The organism is Pseudomonas sp. R76, assembly GCF_009834565.1.
In the GTDB taxonomy this organism is placed as follows: domain Bacteria; phylum Pseudomonadota; class Gammaproteobacteria; order Pseudomonadales; family Pseudomonadaceae; genus Aquipseudomonas.
Genome location: NZ_CP019428.1, coordinates 2,811,201 through 2,829,007 on the forward strand (window position 1 = coordinate 2,811,201; position 17,807 = coordinate 2,829,007).

General features: G+C 59.2%; 15 protein-coding genes. 8 read left to right on the forward strand and 7 right to left on the reverse strand.

Annotated features, from left to right (window positions below):
* Nucleotides 1-185: 185 nt before the first annotated feature.
* Nucleotides 186-1,598: a transglycosylase SLT domain-containing protein gene (locus PspR76_RS13025; protein WP_159955791.1), complete on the reverse strand. Its 1,413-nt coding sequence runs from the start codon at nt 1,596-1,598 to the stop codon at nt 186-188.
* A gap of 98 nt (nt 1,599-1,696) precedes the next feature.
* On the reverse strand, nt 1,697-2,464 hold the full coding sequence (gloB, locus tag PspR76_RS13030) for a hydroxyacylglutathione hydrolase (RefSeq protein WP_159955793.1): 768 nt from the start codon (nt 2,462-2,464) through the stop codon (nt 1,697-1,699).
* A gap of 65 nt (nt 2,465-2,529) precedes the next feature.
* On the opposite strand from gloB, the gene PspR76_RS13035 reads away from it, so the two are divergent.
* From PspR76_RS13035 to PspR76_RS13055, 5 genes are all read left to right on the forward strand, one after another.
* A complete protein-coding gene (locus tag PspR76_RS13035; protein WP_159955795.1) occupies nt 2,530-3,288 on the forward strand; it encodes a class I SAM-dependent methyltransferase in 759 nt (252 codons plus the stop codon).
* A gap of 88 nt (nt 3,289-3,376) precedes the next feature.
* A complete protein-coding gene (gene rnhA / locus PspR76_RS13040; RefSeq protein ID WP_029291380.1) occupies nt 3,377-3,829 on the forward strand; it encodes a ribonuclease HI in 453 nt (150 codons plus the stop codon).
* Nucleotides 3,830-3,908: 79 nt separating this feature from the next.
* Entirely contained in the window at nt 3,909-4,649 is a 741-nt protein-coding gene (gene dnaQ / locus PspR76_RS13045; RefSeq protein ID WP_174245672.1) for a DNA polymerase III subunit epsilon, read from the forward strand.
* Between the two features lie 198 nt (nt 4,650-4,847).
* A complete protein-coding gene (locus PspR76_RS13050) occupies nt 4,848-7,103 on the forward strand; it encodes an Orn/Lys/Arg decarboxylase N-terminal domain-containing protein (protein ID WP_159955799.1) in 2,256 nt (751 codons plus the stop codon).
* A gap of 9 nt (nt 7,104-7,112) precedes the next feature.
* The gene (locus tag PspR76_RS13055; RefSeq protein ID WP_159955801.1) at nt 7,113-7,694 is read left to right on the forward strand and encodes a GNAT family N-acetyltransferase; all 582 of its coding nucleotides are present in this window, start codon (nt 7,113-7,115) and stop codon (nt 7,692-7,694) included.
* A gap of 51 nt (nt 7,695-7,745) precedes the next feature.
* Here the strand turns inward: PspR76_RS13055 and PspR76_RS13060 are convergent, their stop codons facing one another.
* Nucleotides 7,746-11,933, reverse strand: a complete 4,188-nt coding sequence (locus PspR76_RS13060) for a glycosyltransferase (protein WP_159955803.1) — start codon at nt 11,931-11,933, stop codon at nt 7,746-7,748.
* Nucleotides 11,934-12,072: 139 nt separating this feature from the next.
* The gene (locus tag PspR76_RS13065) at nt 12,073-12,990 is read right to left on the reverse strand and encodes a LysR substrate-binding domain-containing protein (protein WP_159955805.1); all 918 of its coding nucleotides are present in this window, start codon (nt 12,988-12,990) and stop codon (nt 12,073-12,075) included.
* A gap of 145 nt (nt 12,991-13,135) precedes the next feature.
* Between PspR76_RS13065 and gspG the strand changes: the two genes are divergently transcribed.
* Entirely contained in the window at nt 13,136-13,585 is a 450-nt protein-coding gene (gene gspG, locus PspR76_RS13070; protein ID WP_159955806.1) for a type II secretion system major pseudopilin GspG, read from the forward strand.
* A 103-nt stretch (nt 13,586-13,688) separates the two neighbouring features.
* Entirely contained in the window at nt 13,689-14,033 is a 345-nt protein-coding gene (locus PspR76_RS13075; RefSeq protein ID WP_159955808.1) for a hypothetical protein, read from the forward strand.
* Nucleotides 14,034-14,093: 60 nt separating this feature from the next.
* On the opposite strand, the gene PspR76_RS13080 is transcribed toward PspR76_RS13075, so the two are convergent.
* Complete coding sequence (locus PspR76_RS13080) at nt 14,094-14,330, reverse strand: hypothetical protein (protein WP_159955810.1); 237 nt, start codon at nt 14,328-14,330, stop codon at nt 14,094-14,096.
* A gap of 227 nt (nt 14,331-14,557) precedes the next feature.
* Between PspR76_RS13080 and PspR76_RS13085 the strand changes: the two genes are divergently transcribed.
* A complete protein-coding gene (locus PspR76_RS13085) occupies nt 14,558-15,115 on the forward strand; it encodes an NADPH-dependent FMN reductase (protein ID WP_159955812.1) in 558 nt (185 codons plus the stop codon).
* Nucleotides 15,116-15,324: 209 nt separating this feature from the next.
* Here PspR76_RS13085 and PspR76_RS13090 read toward each other — a convergent pair whose 3' ends face one another.
* Nucleotides 15,325-15,828 (reverse strand): hypothetical protein, encoded by a 504-nt coding sequence (locus PspR76_RS13090; protein ID WP_159955814.1) that lies wholly within the window; start codon nt 15,826-15,828, stop codon nt 15,325-15,327.
* Between the two features lie 254 nt (nt 15,829-16,082).
* On the reverse strand, nt 16,083-17,807 hold the full coding sequence (poxB, locus tag PspR76_RS13095) for a ubiquinone-dependent pyruvate dehydrogenase (protein ID WP_159955816.1): 1,725 nt from the start codon (nt 17,805-17,807) through the stop codon (nt 16,083-16,085).

Here is a 17,807-nt window from a genome sequence, read left to right on the forward strand (position 1 = left end):
TCCGGTTGGAAAAAGGTTGTTTCAGAGGCTGACCGAGGGCTGGCAAGGTCTTGAGCCTGGGGTCAATCAAATGTGGGAGCTGGCTTGCCTGCGATAGCATCGGCTCGGTGTCACTGATACACCGAGGTGTTTGCATCGCAGGCAGGCCAGCTCCCACACAAGCCTGCCCATGCATCGAATTTGCCTTAGCGTGGCCCGGAAACCACCAGCATCTGCCCTGGCTTGAGTGCCTGGCCAGTGCGCGGGTTCCAGCGCTTGAGATGTTGCATCTCAACGTTGAAACGCTTGGCGACGATGTACAGCGAGTCGCCTTTCTTGACCTTGTACTGCACCGGCTTCTTGCTGTCGGCCTTGGCCACCAGCTTGCGCGTGTCCTGCATCACCAGGGTTTGGCCGACCTTGAGCGCCTGGCCGTTGAGCTTGTTCCAGCGCTGCAGGTCATGCACGTCGACCTTGTTCGCCTTGGCGATCAGCGTGAGGTTGTCGCCCGTACGCACCTTGTAATTGCGCGTACGCCCAGCCACTCGCGCGGTCTCGACTTCGTCGAACACCTGCTTTTTCGGGCGCATCGCCAGCAATTCTTCCGGCTTCATCGTCGAAAGGGTGCTGGTGAGCAATTGCGCCTTGGAACTCGGCACCAGCAAATGCTGGGGGCCGTCGAGGGTGGTGCGTTGTTTCAGGGCCGGGTTGAGCTGGAACAGTTCGTCTTCATCGATTTCAGCCAGCGCGGCAACCCGTGACAGGTCCATGCTTTGCTTGACTTCAACCACTTCGAAGTACGGCGTGTTGGCAATCGGGCTCAGGTTGACGCCGTAGGCCTCGGGGGCCAGTACCACCTGGGACAGCGCCAGGAACTTGGGCACGTAGTCCTTGGTTTCCTGGGGCAGCGGCAGGTTCCAGTAATCGGTGGGCAGGCCGAGCTTCTCGTTACGCTCGATGGCCCGGCTGACCGTGCCTTCGCCGGCGTTATAGGCCGCCAGGGCCAGCAGCCAGTCGCCGTTGAACATGTCATGCAGACGCGTCAGGTAGTCCAGGGCGGCGGTGGTGGAGGCGGTGATGTCGCGGCGGCCGTCGTAGGCGCGGGTCTGGCGCAGGTTGAAGTAGCGCCCGGTGGAGGGAATGAACTGCCACAAGCCGACCGCATCGCTGCGCGAATAGGCCATTGGGTTGTAGGCACTTTCAATCACTGGCAGCAGCGCCAGCTCCAGGGGCATGTTGCGTTCTTCAAGGCGTTCGACGATGTAATGAATGTAGAGGCTGCCGCGCTCTCCGGCGTTCTCCAGAAAGGACGGGTTGCTGGCGAACCACAAACGCTGTTGCTCGATGCGCGGGTTGACGCCCAGGCCATCCTGCAATTGAAAGCCCCGTCGCATGCGTTCCCAGACATCCTGGGGGACTTCGAGGCTGGGCTTCTCTGAGAGCCAAATAGGTTTTTGCTTGATCTTGGCGGCAAGATTGGGTTTGGGTTGCACGGTGGATTGTGCAGCGAAATGAGTCGATTGGCAGCCCGCCAGAGTAGCGGACACAGCCACCGCCACGGCTTGAGCCAGGCGGGTCAATGCGTCTGAAGAGATGGATTTACGAATAGATGACGACATTGGCTGGAAGTAAGTTCCGGGCAAAAATGTCGGGCGATTCTAGAAAGCGCTTTGGTTGCGGTCAACCATTCAGAAATTCCGTACCAGATTGCATCCGCTTAGAACTTATCTTTCCACGCCCTCAAGCTAGCAAACACCTCGGCCCCAGAGCGGTTATCGCGCCCATTCCGTTCGTCCGCTTTTTGTTTAACGGATGTTTCGGCGGTGCGTAGAAAAGGGTTAGTACGTTTTTCCAGGGCCAGGTTGGACGGCAGCGTCATCTCGCCAAGGGCGCGCAGTTGCTTGACGTGCTCGACGCGTTCGGCGATATCGGCGTTATCCGGCTCCACGGCCTGGGCAAATTTGAGGTTACTTTGTGTGTACTCGTGAGTGCAGTACACCAAGGTCTCGGCCGGCAGGGCGGCGAGGCGTTCCAGCGAGGTGTGCATCTGTTCCGGCGTGCCCTCGAACAAGCGGCCGCAACCGGCGGCGAACAGGGTGTCACCACACAACAGCACGCCCTGGTGATAAAAGGCGATGTGGCCGAGGGTATGGCCGGGTACGCTATAAACGTCGAAGTCCCAGCCCAGCACGCTGATGCGGTCGTTATCGTGCAGGGCCACGTCACGCGCCGGGATGTTTTCATTCGCCGGGCCGTAGACCTTGGCATTTGTCACACTTTTCAGTTGCTCGACGCCGCCGACATGATCATGGTGATGGTGGGTGACCAGGATGTCGCTGAGGGCCCACTGCGGGTTCTGCTTGAGCCAGGCCAGCACCGGCGCGGCATCGCCGGGATCGACCACGGCGCAGCGTTGGGTGTGCGGGTCCTGCAACAACCAGATGTAGTTGTCGGTGAAGGCGGGTAGGGCAGTGATCTGTATCATTCTTCGATTCGCCAAGCTGAACACATTGGTGCATCTTAGAACGTCTAGGCGAGTTGGAGAATGCAATGACTGATAAAGCGTTCGCCCAGGCCGATCCTGAGTGGCTGGCCCTGATCAGCGCAGCCCGTGAATGGCTGTCCGGGCCGATCGGGCAATTCCTTCTGGATGAAGAACGCCGCATGCTCGAAGACGAGCTGGGCCGGTTCTTTGGCGGCTACCTGGTGCATTACGGCCCCTCGGCGCAGACGCCGCCGTCCGCGCCGCAGGTGCAGCGTAACGTGCGCCTGGGCGCGCCGTTGCCGGGCGTCGAGATTGTCTGCGAGGAGCAGGCCTGGCCGTTGAGCGAGCACGCCGCCGACGTGGTGGTGTTGCAGCATGGCCTGGATTTTTGCCTGTCGCCCCACGGGTTGCTGCGCGAAGCCGCCAGCAGTGTGCGCCCTGGTGGCCATTTGCTGATTATCGGCATCAACCCCTGGAGCAGCTGGGGCCTGCGGCATGTGTTCGCCCATGACGGCCTGCGCCAGGCGCGCTGCATCTCGCCCTCGCGGGTGGGCGACTGGCTGAACCTGCTGGGCTTTGCGCTGGAGAAACGCCGCTTCGGGTGCTATCGTCCGCCGCTTGCGTCGACCAAGTGGCAGGGCCGCCTGGCTGGCTGGGAACGCCGTGCGGGGGCTTGGCAACTGTCGGGTGGTGGCTTCTATTTATTGGTGGCGCGCAAGATCGTGGTCGGGCTGCGGCCGGTGCGTCAGGTGCTGCGCCAGCCGATGGGCAAGTTGGTGCCGATGCCGATGGCCAAGGTCAATCGCAAGCAGAGCGAACCGTAAAACTTTCTTTTTTGATTACCGGCTCAGTGTTTGGGCCTCGGGATACTGTCGGCCCATTGCCGCCAGCCCGTTTTGATGGATGTAACCGATGACCGATAGCGTAGAACTCTTCACCGATGGCGCCTGCAAGGGCAACCCTGGCCCCGGCGGCTGGGGCGCCTTGCTGGTGTGCAAGGGCGTGGAGAAGGAGTTGTGGGGCGGCGAAGCCAACACCACCAACAACCGCATGGAGCTTATGGGCGCCATTCGTGGCCTCGAGGAACTCAAGCGCCGCTGTGACGTGCTGTTGGTGACCGACTCGCAATACGTGATGAAGGGCATCAACGAGTGGATGGTCAACTGGAAAAAGCGCGGCTGGAAAACCGCGGCCAAGGAACCGGTGAAAAATGCCGACCTGTGGCAACTGCTCGATGAGCAATGCAACCGCCATAACATCACCTGGAAATGGGTGCGCGGCCACATTGGTCACCCAGGCAACGAGCGTGCCGACCAGTTGGCCAATCGCGGTGTGGACGAAGTGCGGGGCTACAAACAAAGCTGAGTCCGCTGACGTGTTAACATCGCGCCCTTTGATTTACACCACACTGCTTACCACCGTTGAGAGCTGAACCCTGATGGCCATCCGATCTGTTGTACTCGATACCGAAACCACCGGCATGCCGGTGACCGATGGTCACCGGATCATCGAAATCGGCTGTGTCGAACTGATGGGTCGTCGCCTCACCGGCCGTCACTTTCACGTCTACCTGCAACCCGACCGCGACAGTGACGAAGGCGCGATCGGCGTCCACGGCATCACCGACGAGTTCCTCAAAGGCAAGCCGCGCTTTGCCGAAGTGGCGGATGAGTTTTTCGAGTTCATCAACGGCGCTCAGCTGATCATCCACAACGCGGCGTTCGACGTTGGCTTCATCAATAACGAATTTGCCCTGATGGGGCAGACCGAGCGTGCGGATATCTCCCAGCACTGCTCGATCCTCGATACCCTGATGATGGCCCGTGAGCGGCACCCGGGGCAGCGCAACAGCCTCGATGCGTTGTGCAAACGCTACGGCGTCGACAACTCCGGCCGTGAACTCCACGGCGCGTTGCTCGACTCCGAGATTCTGGCCGACGTTTACCTGACCATGACCGGCGGGCAAACCAGCCTGTCCCTGGCCGGTAACGCTTCCGACGGCACCGGTTCGGCAGAAGGCTCGGGCAATCGCCCTTCGGAAATCCGCCGCTTGCCGGCGGACCGCAAACCAACACCGATCATCCGTGCCAGTGAGCAGGACCTGGCTGAGCATGCGGCGCGGTTGGAAGCGATTGCCAAGTCGGCGGGTGCACCGGCGTTGTGGTCGCAGCTGACGCAGCAATAACCTCGGTCGAACACGATTAAAAAATGTGGGAGCTGGCTTGCTGTGGCGAGGGAGCTTGCTCCCGCTGGGGGGCGAAGCCCCCCCCAAAGGCCTACTCCAGCTCCCACAGTTGATCTCCATTGCCGGCAAAATCTTCATTCGCCACATCCGCTCCCAGCTTCTACCCTGAGTGCATAGCCCTCCAGAGTTCGAGCGCTCATGTACAAAGACCTGAAGTTCCCTGTTCTGATCGTACATCGCGACATCAAGGCCGACACCGTTGCCGGTGACCGGGTTCGAGGCATCGCCCAAGAGCTGGAACAAGAGGGCTTCAGTATTTTTTCCGCCGTGGACTACGCCGAAGGCCGGCTGGTGGCTTCTACCCATCACGGCCTGGCGTGCATGCTGATCGCCGCCGAAGGCGCCGGCGAAAACACCCACTTGCTGCAAAACATGGTCGAGCTGATTCGACTGGCGCGGGTGAGGGCGCCCAACCTGCCGATCTTTGCCCTGGGTGAGCAAGTCACCCTGGAAAATGCACCGGCCGATGCCATGAGCGAGCTCAACCAACTGCGCGGCATTCTGTACCTGTTCGAAGACACCGTGCCGTTCCTGGCCCGACAAGTCGCGCGCGCGGCACGCAGTTACCTGGATGGCTTGTTGCCGCCATTCTTCAAGGCCTTGGTGCAACACACCGCCGACTCCAATTACTCCTGGCACACGCCCGGCCATGGCGGCGGCGTGGCTTATCGAAAAAGTCCGGTAGGGCAGGCGTTTCATCAGTTCTTCGGTGAAAACACGCTGCGTTCGGATTTGTCCGTTTCAGTGCCGGAACTCGGCTCGCTGCTTGATCACACCGGGCCCTTGGCGGAAGCCGAGGCCCGCGCCGCGCGCAACTTTGGCGCTGATCACACGTTCTTTGTGATCAATGGCACCTCGACGGCCAATAAAATCGTCTGGCATTCCATGGTCGGCCGTGACGACCTGGTGCTGGTGGACCGCAACTGCCACAAGTCGGTGTTGCACTCGATCATCATGACCGGCGCGATCCCGTTGTACCTGTGCCCGGAGCGCAACGAACTGGGGATAATCGGCCCGATTCCCCTGAGCGAATTCAGCCCCGAATCGATCCACGCCAAGATCGAAGCGAGCCCATTGACCCGTGGCCGGCCACCCAAAGTAAAGATGGCGGTGGTCACCAACTCCACCTACGACGGCCTGTGCTACAACGCCGAGCTGATCAAGCAGCAACTGGGCAACAGTGTCGAGGTGTTGCACTTCGACGAAGCCTGGTACGCCTACGCGGCCTTTCACGAGTTCTTCGCCGGGCGTTATGGCATGGGCACCTCGCGTACCCCCGACAGCCCGCTGGTGTTCACCACGCACTCGACCCACAAACTGCTGGCGGCCTTCAGCCAGGCCTCGATGATTCATGTGCAGGACGGCGGTGCGCGGCAACTGGACCGTGACCGTTTCAATGAAGCGTTCATGATGCATATCTCCACCTCGCCGCAATACAGCATCATCGCTTCACTGGACGTGGCCTCGGCGATGATGGAAGGCCCGGCCGGGCGCTCGTTGTTGCAGGAGATGTTTGACGAGGCCTTGAGCTTTCGCCGGGCGCTGGCGAATTTGCGCCAGCACATTGCCGCTGAGGATTGGTGGTTCACTATCTGGCAACCGCCTACGGTGGCCGGCATCGACCGAGTGGCCACGGCGGACTGGTTGCTGCACCCGCAAGATGACTGGCACGGCTTTGGCGAAGTGGCCGAAGACTACGTGCTGCTCGACCCGATCAAAGTCACGCTGGTAATGCCCGGCCTTAACGCCGGAGGGGCGTTGAGCGATTGCGGGATTCCCGCTGCGGTGGTCAGTAAATTCCTTTGGGAGCGTGGGCTGGTGGTGGAAAAGACCGGGCTGTATTCCTTCCTCGTGTTGTTTTCCATGGGCATTACCAAGGGCAAATGGAGTACCTTGCTCACCGAATTGCTGGAGTTCAAACGCAACTACGACGCCAATGTGAGCCTGGCCAGTTGCTTGCCCTCGGTGTTCAAGCAAGGCCCGACGCGTTATCAAGGCCTGGGTTTGCGCGACCTGTGCGATCAGTTGCATAGCTGTTACCGTAGCAACGCCACCGCCAAACACCTCAAACGGATGTACACGGTGTTGCCGGAAATCGCGATGAAGCCGGCCGACGCCTATGACCAACTGGTGAGGGGCGAAGTCGAGGCCGTCTCCATCGATGCTTTGCCAGGGCGCGTCGCCGCCGTGATGCTGGTGCCTTATCCGCCCGGCATTCCGTTGATCATGCCGGGCGAGCGCTTTACCGAGTCAACGCGTTCGATCATCGATTACCTGGCCTTTGCCCGGACGTTCGATAGCAGTTTTCCCGGTTTTGTCGCCGATGTTCATGGGTTGCAACACGAAGATGACGGCAATGGTCGTTGTTACACCGTCGATTGCATCAAAGGGTAAAGGATGTTTATGCAAGCTGTAATGAACCCGAAGTACCCGGGGCTCAGTGTGCGGGTCGCCGACGAAGGTTTTGATGCCTACGTGTGGGGCAATGATTTCAGCTTTGAGGTCAGTGCCTACGGCGTGCCGGAGATGGGCAAGCGCGTCGACCAGTGGGTGGTCGAGCGCATCGTGCCGTACCGCAAGTGTTATGGAATCGACCCGGAAGAGTTCGCGAGTTTTCGCGATGCAGCCGACAGCGCAATCTTCATGGCATACCTGGATGACCGTGCGGTGGGGCATATTGTGGTCAGCACCAATTGGAACGGTTTTGCCCACGTTGATGAACTGGCGGTGGCCTTGCCTGCGCGGCGCCATGGTGTGGCCAAGGCATTGCTGGATGTGGCGCAGTTCTGGAGCCGCAAGAAAAATTTGCCGGGCATGATGCTCGAAACCCAGAACAACAACCTCGGTGCCTGCCGGCTATATGAGCGCTGCGGTTATGTGATGGGCGGGATCGACCACTTGCGGTATCGCGGTATTGACCCGCAAACCCGCGAAGTGGCGATCTTCTGGTATCGGTTGTTCAAAACCGAGCTGAGTGCGGCCTGAACGCGGCGCATGGGTAACGTTTCAAGCCGCGCCGGGAGGCTGCCAGTGAGTTTATGTAACGGCCCAGGAGTGTTCCGCGCCGACGTGAACTTTTAGCTGTTCATTGAACTGGCGGTAGTGCGTTTTGTTCTCCCGCACCGTCTCTGGGAGCCCGGCGGGCTCCGTTACGCCCTTGTCCGAATAATACTTGCGAGCGTTTTTTTCCACGTTGTAGCGCTCACCGCCAAAACTGCCTTCTATGCTGAGACCTTCGAAGCCTGCCTCGTAAATCTCAGGTCGCCTGGCTTTTAATACGTCGTTAAACATGGTCGGGCCTACCGCTTCAAAAATCTCGCCTTCATAGGTCAAAAAGTCATCGTCGTATTTGAGCGCGCCGTTTTCGTCTCGAGCGATGGTTGGTCGATTAGCCTCAAAGTAGGGTCTTTTTTCGGCGAAACGGCGATTTTGTTCGGCGATCATTTGAGTGACGACCGGGTTGTCCGCCTGGGTTGCGAAGTTGCTTGTATTGAAAAAAGGTTTGTTGCCGGTGACTTTATGGCGGACCGGATGGCCGATCAGGATGTCCGAGTCGCCGGCGTTCAGGCCTGCCGCGCCGACAGATCCCGTGATCACGTCATCGGTGTCGAGGTAGATGCCGCCGTATTTATTCATCAATGGGTAGCGCGCCACGTCAGAGGCGGCGGCGAGGTTCTGGCCCTGACCCCTGCGGAAATATGAATACATCTCGGTGGTGTTCAAAGACTGGAAAAAGCTGTCTTCGTGCAGGTTCCTGACCGTCACGCCGGGGGCGTCTTTTTCCAGCTTGAGCTTAATGGTTCGGAACAGCTCCGGCGTGTCTGCGTCGACGTGCACAATGGATCTGAACCCCGGCATTTTCTCGGCGTTTTTGCTGATATTGCTCACCAGCTTGTCCGGTATCTCGCCGCCTGCCCAGAAATAGTGAATGTCTTTTGGCAGTGGCCGGACATTTTTGGGTTTGGTCAATATGGCCGGGGCGGTGACTTCAACGAAGCGGAATTCGTGCGCATCAATTTTTTTTGCTTTTCTCAACTCATCCAGTGTCCCCATCTGCCATGTGTTCTTCGCACTTCTCCAGAAATACAATTTGTTGCGGGCTTCGTAGCTCCACTCACCCACTTGCGTATCGAATTTGGCGATATGGTTTTCGCCTCTGTAGTTGATGCAGTAGGGGTAAGAAGATCCCGGCCTGAGTTGTACGTCATCTACCGGCACCACGTAGGTACTGTCGTCGAGTTTCCAGGCAGGCGGAGCGCCGCCCCCGATTAAGCGGTGGGCAGTGGCTGAAAGCTCCCAACCATGGCTGCCCAGGTCTCTGACGACAAGGTCGGGTTGTTTTGCATTAGGGTGTTGGATGACACGCTGGCCGTCCTTGAGTGTGGACTGATAGAGCCTGCCGTCGATTTTTATATAGTTTTTGTTGCCCGGGCCCACGTAAACATTGGCCTCCAAGCCTTTCACCTGTAGCAGGTCAGGCGAGAGATCGACCGCATAGTCCCGCAGCGCGGGCGGGTTGAGCACTTTGAGTCCATCGGCGGTCGCCACTATGCGGGGCTTGAATTCTTTTAGTAGCGGCCCATAGGACGACCCCTTGGCCACGTCATAGTCGTACCAGTTGCCGTTGCGAAATGCGGCGCCGGTTTCCTCGACGCGATCCAGTGCTTTGTAGGTGCCGACGGCAACCAGGCCGTGCTGTTTGCCCGCCTCTTTGAGCACGTCGTAGCTGCCGCTGGCGCCCTTTAGAGTATTGACCGCTGAGCGCCCCCTGGACCAGATGAAGCGGCTGGCGCCTCCGAGCAGGTCGCCGGCGCCACCCAGCGGGTTGAGTGCTTCGATCACGGCACCGCCGAGGAACCTTGCGGCTTTCGAGGCGGCGTTGAGACTGGTCACGCCCTTGGCAAATACCTTGCCTGCCTGGGCAGCCTTGCCCACGCCCAATGTCACCAGGCCGACCACGTCAAGACCAAGGTCAAACAAGCCATCGGCGATTTTGCCTTGGCTGAAATTGACAATCGCTGACCTGAAGGGAATCAGGTTGAGGAAAAAATTGCCGATAGCATCGTCGGCCGCCGCGCTTTTGTCGTAGGCGTTCATGCCTTTGGCATAGTCGAGCAGGTCGTCATTGTTCAAGTCGAGGGAATGCGTGAATACCCTGGCGATGTAGTCTGTGCGGGCAGAGTCAAACACTTGAGGATTTTGCGAAGTTGTCGGTTTTTCCGTGCCCAGTTTGGCGTGCTCGTTCTCGAATGGGTTGAACCGGACCGTTCGATACAGCTTGCTGCCATCTCTTCTTTCGAGTTTGTCGTAGGGCGCAGAGTACGTGTCTGCCAGGAAGTTTTTTTTGGTAATCGTGCCGTCGCTGGTATTAATGCAATACACGTTGACTTGCCCGTCTCGCGTGGTTTTTACATCCAGCGTATGGCCTCGTTTGGTCAGCGTCTTTGTCCAGAAGTCGGTGGCTATTTTGTATTCATTGGTGTGGAAAAAATCGAGCTGGCCATACGCGAAGTTCAGCTTGTCCTCGGGCGGCAAGTTCGACGTCAGGTACTTGGTCAGGCCTGTGTGACCCTTTTTCTGTGCCTCGATAGCCGAGGCGTAGCGTGTGGCAAATTCGTCGGCGACGGTGAGTGCGCCGCTTGCGGATTTTTCGCAAAACGCCGTGATGGGGATCCGCTTGTCATCGGTGACCCAATGTTCCTTGTCCTCATGTTTGACCTTGTCGCCCTGCGTGACGATATCCAGCATTGACAGCGCCCCGGACAAGCGGCCGGGCCGCCCCGGATTCAAATGGGCTTTCAGGATGTTGCGGGCCTTGAAGACACTGTCCGCAACCCCCGGGAACTCTTTTCTGAGCAGCGCCAGGCCCATCGCTTCCCGGCTGGGAATAGCCGTTGCCAGCGCTGTGGAGGTGGCTTGCAAGGCACTTTGCTGGGCATTGAACGCGGTTTGTACGGCCTGCATTTCAGTCTGTGTGGGCGCGGTGTCGCCGGCACTCAGCAGGCCATGCACGACTCCCCAATTACGCAAGGCTTCGTGCTGGATACGCTGGGAGAGCACTGCGTCGACGTCGAGGCCCTCGGCGGCGGCGAGCACCTCGCTGTAGCTCATGGTGAGTGCGCGCCCTGGCGACTGGGCCTCCAGCTTGGCCACCGCGATTGCCAACTGGGTCCAGGGGATACTGCCGTAGGTCACATTGGGCGGGATGTCCTTGACCCGGTATTCAGGCGCGACGCGTGCCAGCAACAGGCGAGCGGCGAAGTCGGCCGATTGGGCGCTGGCTCGCCCTTGCGCCACCAGATGGCGGCTCAGGCCGTCGATCACCGCTGTGGCAGGCTTGTTCCAATACTGGCGCTGCCCGAGGTCAAAGCCGGCGACGCTGTTACGCGCCGGGCTGTTCAGGGCTTCCGGGTCCAGGCCCAGGTGGATGGCCGCCAACAAGTAGTCATTGCTGCTGGCATCCGTGGCGATGCCGCCCAACTCGGTCTGGATAGCTTGCCCCAATGCCTGGGCCTTGGCCGAACCCAGCAGCGTTTCCATCGCCGAGCCGGGGTATTTGAAGTCATCGCTCGACAGGTTGGCGGCTGACAACAGATAGCCCAGCACGCCTTTTTGTTTGTCGGCCAATGGCAGCCCGGGCACGCTCGAATCGGGGGCGCTGAGCAGGTCGATGAGGCGTTGTTGGTGCTGCGTTGCCAGCGGCGTTGGCCAGGACAGTGCCCCGCTGAAGTTGCCCAGGGGATGGGTGTGCACCTGCTGGATAGCACGCTGGTACAGCGCGAGCAACGCGTCCAGAGTCTTGGGTACGCTCAAGCCACTGCCGCTGAGATAGGTGTGTAGCGTGACGACGGTCGTGGGCGTCAGGTTGTGTTTCTGGTAGTAGGTGGAGAGTTCACAGACCGGCAATGAAAGGCTGTTCAGTTGGGCTGCCAGTTGTGTCTCAAGCCGGCTTTGCTGTTCGCTGGACAACTCACCGGGAAAGGCCTTGGTCAGTTCTTCGAGCATCGGTCGCAGTTTTGCTGCCAGTTCCGTCCAGTTGCAGTGTTGCGCGTAGGCTTTTTTCAGGGCTGCCGGGTTGTCGAGTGCGTCAGGGCTTGTGTCGTTGGCCGCGACCCTCGGCGACGAGGCGTGGAGGGCGTTCGTCCCATGGGTGGTGGGTGTTGGGTTTTGTGTGGCCACACCGGTGGGAGACAGCTTTGCAGCCGCAGGGTGGATGGCATTCATAGGGAACCGCTCCTTAGTTTCAGATTCGTCCGATAGAAAGTGCCGTTGGCACTTTCCAGCGAATGGGTGTGAAAAACTTCGGAGGGGGTTCCAAGGTGATTGTCAGGGCATGTTGCGCTAACGGGCGCCGGGGGCGCGGCTAAGGCCCTGGTGGGGTGTTCGAGGCGCCGCCCAGCAGGGCCTCGGCTTTGAGTGTGATTATCTCCAGCAGCGCATTCAGTGCCGGCGTGGGTTCAGCGTCCTTCAAAATCAATGCGTAAAGGATGACCGGGATGGGCGGCGATAACGGGCAGGTATCCAGCCCGGCTTCCCGCGCGCCGGAAGCGGTGAGCGGGTCGACAATCGCCAAGCCTTCGCCAGCTTCGACCATGCTGCGCATCATCTGGTAGGTCTGCACCCGTGTCTGCACCACCGGCAGCGGGCGCAGCGCTTGCAGCTTGGCGTCCAGCAGGCGGCTCAAGGGGTCATGCCCTTCGAGCCCGATCATCGACTGCCCGGCGAGGTCTTGCAGTGCAATGTATTTCTGCTTGGGCTTGAGCCAGCCATGGGGCGCGAGCAATTGCAGCTTGCCCTGAGCCAATACGCTGCTTTGGATTTGCGGATGTGCCGGGTCATGCAGGCTCAGGCCCACATCGGCCTCGTGCAGCAGCAGGCTCCTGACGATCTCCTTGGTCGGCTGGCTCGACAGGTTGCACGGCGTGTCCTGGAAGCGCCGGCGCAGCGCGGCGATGCTTTGCGGCAGCAATTGATTGGCCAGCGGTGGCGTGCACAGGGCGCGCAGGGTTGGCGCGTGATGGTGCTTGAGGCGGCTGGCCAGGCGTTGCACCGGCTCCAGCGCCTCATGGAGGTGGCCGATTGCGGCCTGCAGCTCAAGCGTCTCACGTGTCGCTTGCAAACGCCCGCGCACACTGGCAAACAGCATGAAGCCCAATTGCTGCTCGGCATCCTTGAGCGTGGCGTCTACATCGCCCACGGGGAGTTGCAACCATTCGGCGGCCGTGCCGAGGTGTCCGGTCTGCAAGATGGCCTGAATCACTTCGATATGACGTAAACGCATCGCCGGAGTCTATGTTCAGTGCGGTGGGGTTTCAATGGCTGGGGAAAAAACAGCGCGGGTCGGCTACCGTTAAGCGTGCTCGCGACTGCAACCTGCAGGTCATACAAAGCGTGTAATAACCGACAAACCATCAGGGAGCCTCGCGATGTCCGGAAAAACCGCAGTCATTGGTAGCGTGCACACCCAGCGCGGCTTTACGCGTTGGGCGGTGCTGGTGGTGTTTGTCATTATCGGGCTGCTGGCCCTGGCGGTAGGGCCACGGCTGTTCGGCAATGTGACGCAGGCGGAAATTGCCCAGGCAAAGGCCCAGGTGAGCGAATTGGGCAAGGCGCTCGAGCGGTTTCATCAGGACACCGGTCGCTACCCTCTCGATGAAGAAGGCCTGGAGGTATTGATCACGCAACCTGCCGGTGAGGCGAAATGGAAAGGGCCTTACGTCAATGAAGACTTGTTGACGGACCCTTGGGGGGTTGCCTATCAGTATCACTATCCGCCCACTCAAACCCAAACACCTTTTGACCTGTTCTCATTCGGCAAGGACCGCACACTGGGTGGTGTAGGGGATAACAAGGATATTACCTACGGCGACAACTGATTCATCTGGCAAAACCCGACCACCTGATTAGAATGGCTGCTCTGATCATCAACGACCAATGCCGGCTAGCCGGTACATAAAACAAAAACAGGTCTGGTCTCATATGCCTCTACCCTCGACATTCCTCGGGGTAACGGCCAAACAACTGCTGGTCTTGGCGACCGCCGGCTGCGTGGCTGCTTATCTCTTCAATAATCATGATGAACACACACCGGAAAACTTCGCGCTCGAGGCGTTTATTCGTTCTCAGGAACAGGTGGGCGAGCAAGTAGGCGCGGTGCTGGAGGTTGCGCTGGTCAGGCAGGTGGTGGCGTATCCCGCGTACGGCACGCCGGGCTACAAGCGTTCGCTGTATGCCGTGGAAGGGGAGCGGGGGCGGTTGCTGGTGACGCTCAAGCAAGTGGACGGCGAGCAGGGCGTCGAGGTGACGCAGATGCAGCGGCCGTGATCGCCCGGCCCAGTCAATGCCGTCAATGGCCAGGACTGAGCAGGTAGATAAGGCGAGTTATTACGACGCGAGGACCGTCTGCGATTCGCGGGTGATAATGGTCCCCGACTGGATCAATTTGAATTCATCGCCTTCCAGTTTTTCTACACGATCGCCAATGGCCAGCTTGTAGGTAGTGGAGGGCGCCGAGCCAGCCAGGTCGCCTTGCGCCGGGTTGGATTCCTGGAATTCATGCACCGAATACACGCGTCCTTCCGCGTCTCTGGCATGGAACTGTCCGACAAGTACTGCAGCCATCTGTTTAGAACCTCTGGAGATAAACACTCGATTTGCGGTTCTGTAGACCGTCATGGAGCGGGGTAGTTTACCTATGGGAAAAAAATACTATTCTTTGATGTTTTCAGACGCTTCCTACGCGGGTGGGGCGTAGCAAACGGTGTTGGGCGGCGCAAAACGTTCTGGTGAACCTGCCGCGAAGACTCTATAACTATTAGCTCCTTTAGTCAGACGTCGGGAAAACCTCAATGAGCAAGGTCTACACGATTGCCGTCCTGGTTGGCAGCCTTAGAAAAGAGTCGATCAACCGCAAGGTCGCCCTGGCCTTGGCCGAACTTGCCCCTGCCAATCTCCAGTTGAACATTGTTGAAATTGGCGATTTGCCGCTCTACAACGAGGACATCGACGGGGCATCACCGCCCGCAGCCTACAGTACTTTCCGTAAACAGGTGAGTTCATCCGACGCGGTGTTGTTCGTAACCCCCGAATACAACCGTTCCGTGCCTGCGCCGTTGAAGAATGCCATCGATGTGGGCTCGCGCCCTTACGGGCAAAGCGTCTACAGCGGCAAGCCGGGGGCGATCATCAGTGTGTCGCCGGGCGCGATTGGTGGGTTTGGCGCCAACCATCATCTGCGTCAGTCGTTGGTGTTTCTCGATGTGCCGTGCATGCAGCAGCCAGAAGCGTACCTGGGTGGTGCGGGCACTGTGTTTGATGATGCAGGCAAGGTGTCGGAGAAGACCCGGCCGTTCTTGCAGGCGTTTATTGATGCCTATGGCAAGTGGGTGGAGAAGCAGTCGGGCTGAGAGGCCGCGCCTAACAACTTTCCACCTGCCGTATTTATGAAAGGCGCCCGAAGTTTCGGGCGCTTTTTTTTTTGAGTAAAAGTGATAAAAAGAATGCAGGTCGCGGGAAACTAACTTTAATGCCCTCGGCAATCTTGTGTTCTTTGTGTTGTCGTCGTTATTTGCCTGCCTAATTAATGCAGCTGTCGACCACTGTTGTAGGGTGAGTGTCAATTCTGTTGAAGCGAGGCATAACCCTGGCTAGCGAAGTTCAAGAGGTTTCGTGCTTCCGAGCCTTCAGTGGTATTTCCATCTTTCGTGGGAATGACTGCGAACGGGCTTGGGGAGCGGTATCCCTCGATGTGCATATTGCCTGAAAGCGAACCGTTGCCGCCCATTTGGTCGATATGCGTCAGAACACGTTCGGCGTTGGCTGCCACGTCTGCCTGCTCGGCGGTGCCAAGTTTGGCGTCATTCCAATTGCCGCCAACCTGCTTGTAAAAGTCATTGGCAAGATGGTGAAAGTCCCGCTGTTTAAATATATCGAAAAGAGGGCCGTTGGTGATCTGCTCGACGGAGCGTGTATCGCCGACTGCTCTTCCGATATTGCCAGTAGGGGGTTGGGTGTGCGACGTGTTATGGGTGGCGGACGCAAGGCTTTGAAAGGCCGTGGCCATTTGTGAAACCATGTTGAATGTCGGGTTTATCATTAGGTTTTCCTCTTGGTTATTCACTTACCCGAGTCTTAGTGGGTTCAGTGATTCTGCGAGGTATTAGGCTGTTGGGGGAGTAATTAATAATTTGTAATTGTGGGTACATATTTCTGTGTTGAATGATGGGGCTGCGTCGTTATTTTATATGTGTAGATGTTATCTAAAGCCCATCTGGGTTTAGGCAGATGGACCGCGCGCCCTTGTCAAGTCGGACCGGGCTTGACGATACTCGGCGTCGAACAGGGTTTACCCGCGCTGCCCGACGCCACTGAAACTCAGCGCAACCAGTTGGTACGCGCCAGCTCGATCACTTCGTCACCACGCCCGCTCATTACCGCCTTGAGCATGTACAGGCTGAAGCCCTTGGCCTGTTCCAGCTTGATGCTTGGCGGCATGACCAGTTCCTGTGTCGCCGTAACCACATCCACCAGCACCGGGCCGTCGTGGGCCAGGGCGCGGCGCAATGCCGGTTCCAGGTCTTCGGATTGCTCCACGCGAATGCCGAGGATGCCCATGGCGTTGGACATGGCCGCGAAGTCCGGGTTTTTCAGCTCGGTGCCGGTGTCCAGGTAGCCGGCGGCTTTCATTTCCATGGCGACGAAACCCAGTGATGAGTTATCGAACACGATGACTTTTACCGGCAGTTTCAGCTGCGCCAACGAGATGAAATCGCCCATCAACATCGCGAAACCACCATCGCCGGACATCGAAATCACCTGTCGCCCAGGAAACGCCGCCTGGGCGCCGATGGCCTGCGGCATGGCATTGGCCATCGAGCCATGGTTGAACGAGCCGATCAGGCGGCGCTTGCCGTTCATCTTCAAGTAGCGCGCCGCCCACACGGTCGGTGAGCCGACGTCGGCGGTGAAGATGGCGTCGTCATCGGCCAGCTCGCTGAGCAAGCGCGCAACGTACTGCGGGTGGATCGGCCGGTCGGCCTTGGAAGGTTCCGCCAGGTCATCCAGGCCTTGGCGAGCTTTCTCGTAGTGCTTCAACGAGGTCTCGAGAAAGCGGCGATCAGTCTTGCGGGTCAGGCGTGGCAGCAGCGCGTCGATGGTTTCGCTGACATCCGCCGCGATGCCCAGGTCCAATGTGGCCCGGCGTCCTAACGCTTGCGGGTTGCGGTCGACCTGGATGATTTTTGCGTCGGTGGGGTAAAACTGGCGGTAGGGGAAATCAGTGCCGAGCATGATCAGCGTGTCGCAGTTGAGCATGGCGTGGTAACCCGAACTGAAGCCGATCAGGCCCGTCATGCCTACGTCGAACGGGTTGTCCCATTCCACATGTTCTTTACCGCGCAAGGCGTGCACCACCGGCGCGCCCAAGGCATCGGCCAGGGCGACCACTTGATCGTGGGCACCGGCACAGCCGCTGCCGCACAGCAGGGTGACTTTTTCGCTGCTCTGCAGAATGTCGGTCAAGCGTTGCAGGTCCTGTTCCGCCGGCAAGGTGCGCGGTGCGTGCAGGGCCGGCCACGGCTTGAGCTTGTCTTCGACTTCCAGCAGCGACACATCGCCTGGAATCACCACCACTGCCACGCCACGATTGAGAATCGCCGAGCGCATGGCGCGGTGCAGCACCTGGGGCATTTGCTCGGGGTTGGTCACCAGCTCGATAAAGTGGCTGCACTCCTTGAACAGTTCCTGAGGGTGGGTTTCCTGAAAGTAGTTCAGGCCGATCTCGGAGGAGGGGATTTGCGCCGCGATGGCCAGTACCGGTACGTGGTTGCGATGGCAGTCGAACAGGCCATTGATCAAGTGCAGGTTGCCGGGCCCGCAGCTGCCGGCGCACACCGTCAGCTCGCCGGTGGCAGCCGCTTCGGCACCGGCGGCGAACGCGGCCACCTCTTCGTGGCGCACGTGCATCCACTCGATGCTGTCCATGGTGCGCAGGGCGTCGGTCAGGCCGTTGAGGCTATCGCCGGTCAGGCCCCAGATGCGCTTGATGCCCGCCTGTTCAAGGGTGGTCGCCAATTGCTGGGCCAGGTTGATTTTCGCCAT

Coding starts and splice junctions, on each gene's coding strand:
- PspR76_RS13060 (WP_159955803.1), bottom strand. CDS start 11,933: ATGAATGCCATCCACCCTGCGGCTGCAAAGCTGTCTCCCACCGGTGTG.
- gloB (WP_159955793.1), bottom strand. CDS start 2,464: ATGATACAGATCACTGCCCTACCCGCCTTCACCGACAACTACATCTGG.
- PspR76_RS13050 (WP_159955799.1), top strand. CDS start 4,848: ATGTACAAAGACCTGAAGTTCCCTGTTCTGATCGTACATCGCGACATC.
- PspR76_RS13075 (WP_159955808.1), top strand. CDS start 13,689: ATGCCTCTACCCTCGACATTCCTCGGGGTAACGGCCAAACAACTGCTG.
- PspR76_RS13080 (WP_159955810.1), bottom strand. CDS start 14,330: ATGGCTGCAGTACTTGTCGGACAGTTCCATGCCAGAGACGCGGAAGGA.
- PspR76_RS13065 (WP_159955805.1), bottom strand. CDS start 12,990: ATGCGTTTACGTCATATCGAAGTGATTCAGGCCATCTTGCAGACCGGA.
- PspR76_RS13035 (WP_159955795.1), top strand. CDS start 2,530: ATGACTGATAAAGCGTTCGCCCAGGCCGATCCTGAGTGGCTGGCCCTG.
- PspR76_RS13025 (WP_159955791.1), bottom strand. CDS start 1,598: ATGTCGTCATCTATTCGTAAATCCATCTCTTCAGACGCATTGACCCGC.
- PspR76_RS13055 (WP_159955801.1), top strand. CDS start 7,113: ATGCAAGCTGTAATGAACCCGAAGTACCCGGGGCTCAGTGTGCGGGTC.
- PspR76_RS13085 (WP_159955812.1), top strand. CDS start 14,558: ATGAGCAAGGTCTACACGATTGCCGTCCTGGTTGGCAGCCTTAGAAAA.
- poxB (WP_159955816.1), bottom strand. CDS start 17,807: ATGGCGAAAATCAACCTGGCCCAGCAATTGGCGACCACCCTTGAACAG.
- rnhA (WP_029291380.1), top strand. CDS start 3,377: ATGACCGATAGCGTAGAACTCTTCACCGATGGCGCCTGCAAGGGCAAC.
- gspG (WP_159955806.1), top strand. CDS start 13,136: ATGTCCGGAAAAACCGCAGTCATTGGTAGCGTGCACACCCAGCGCGGC.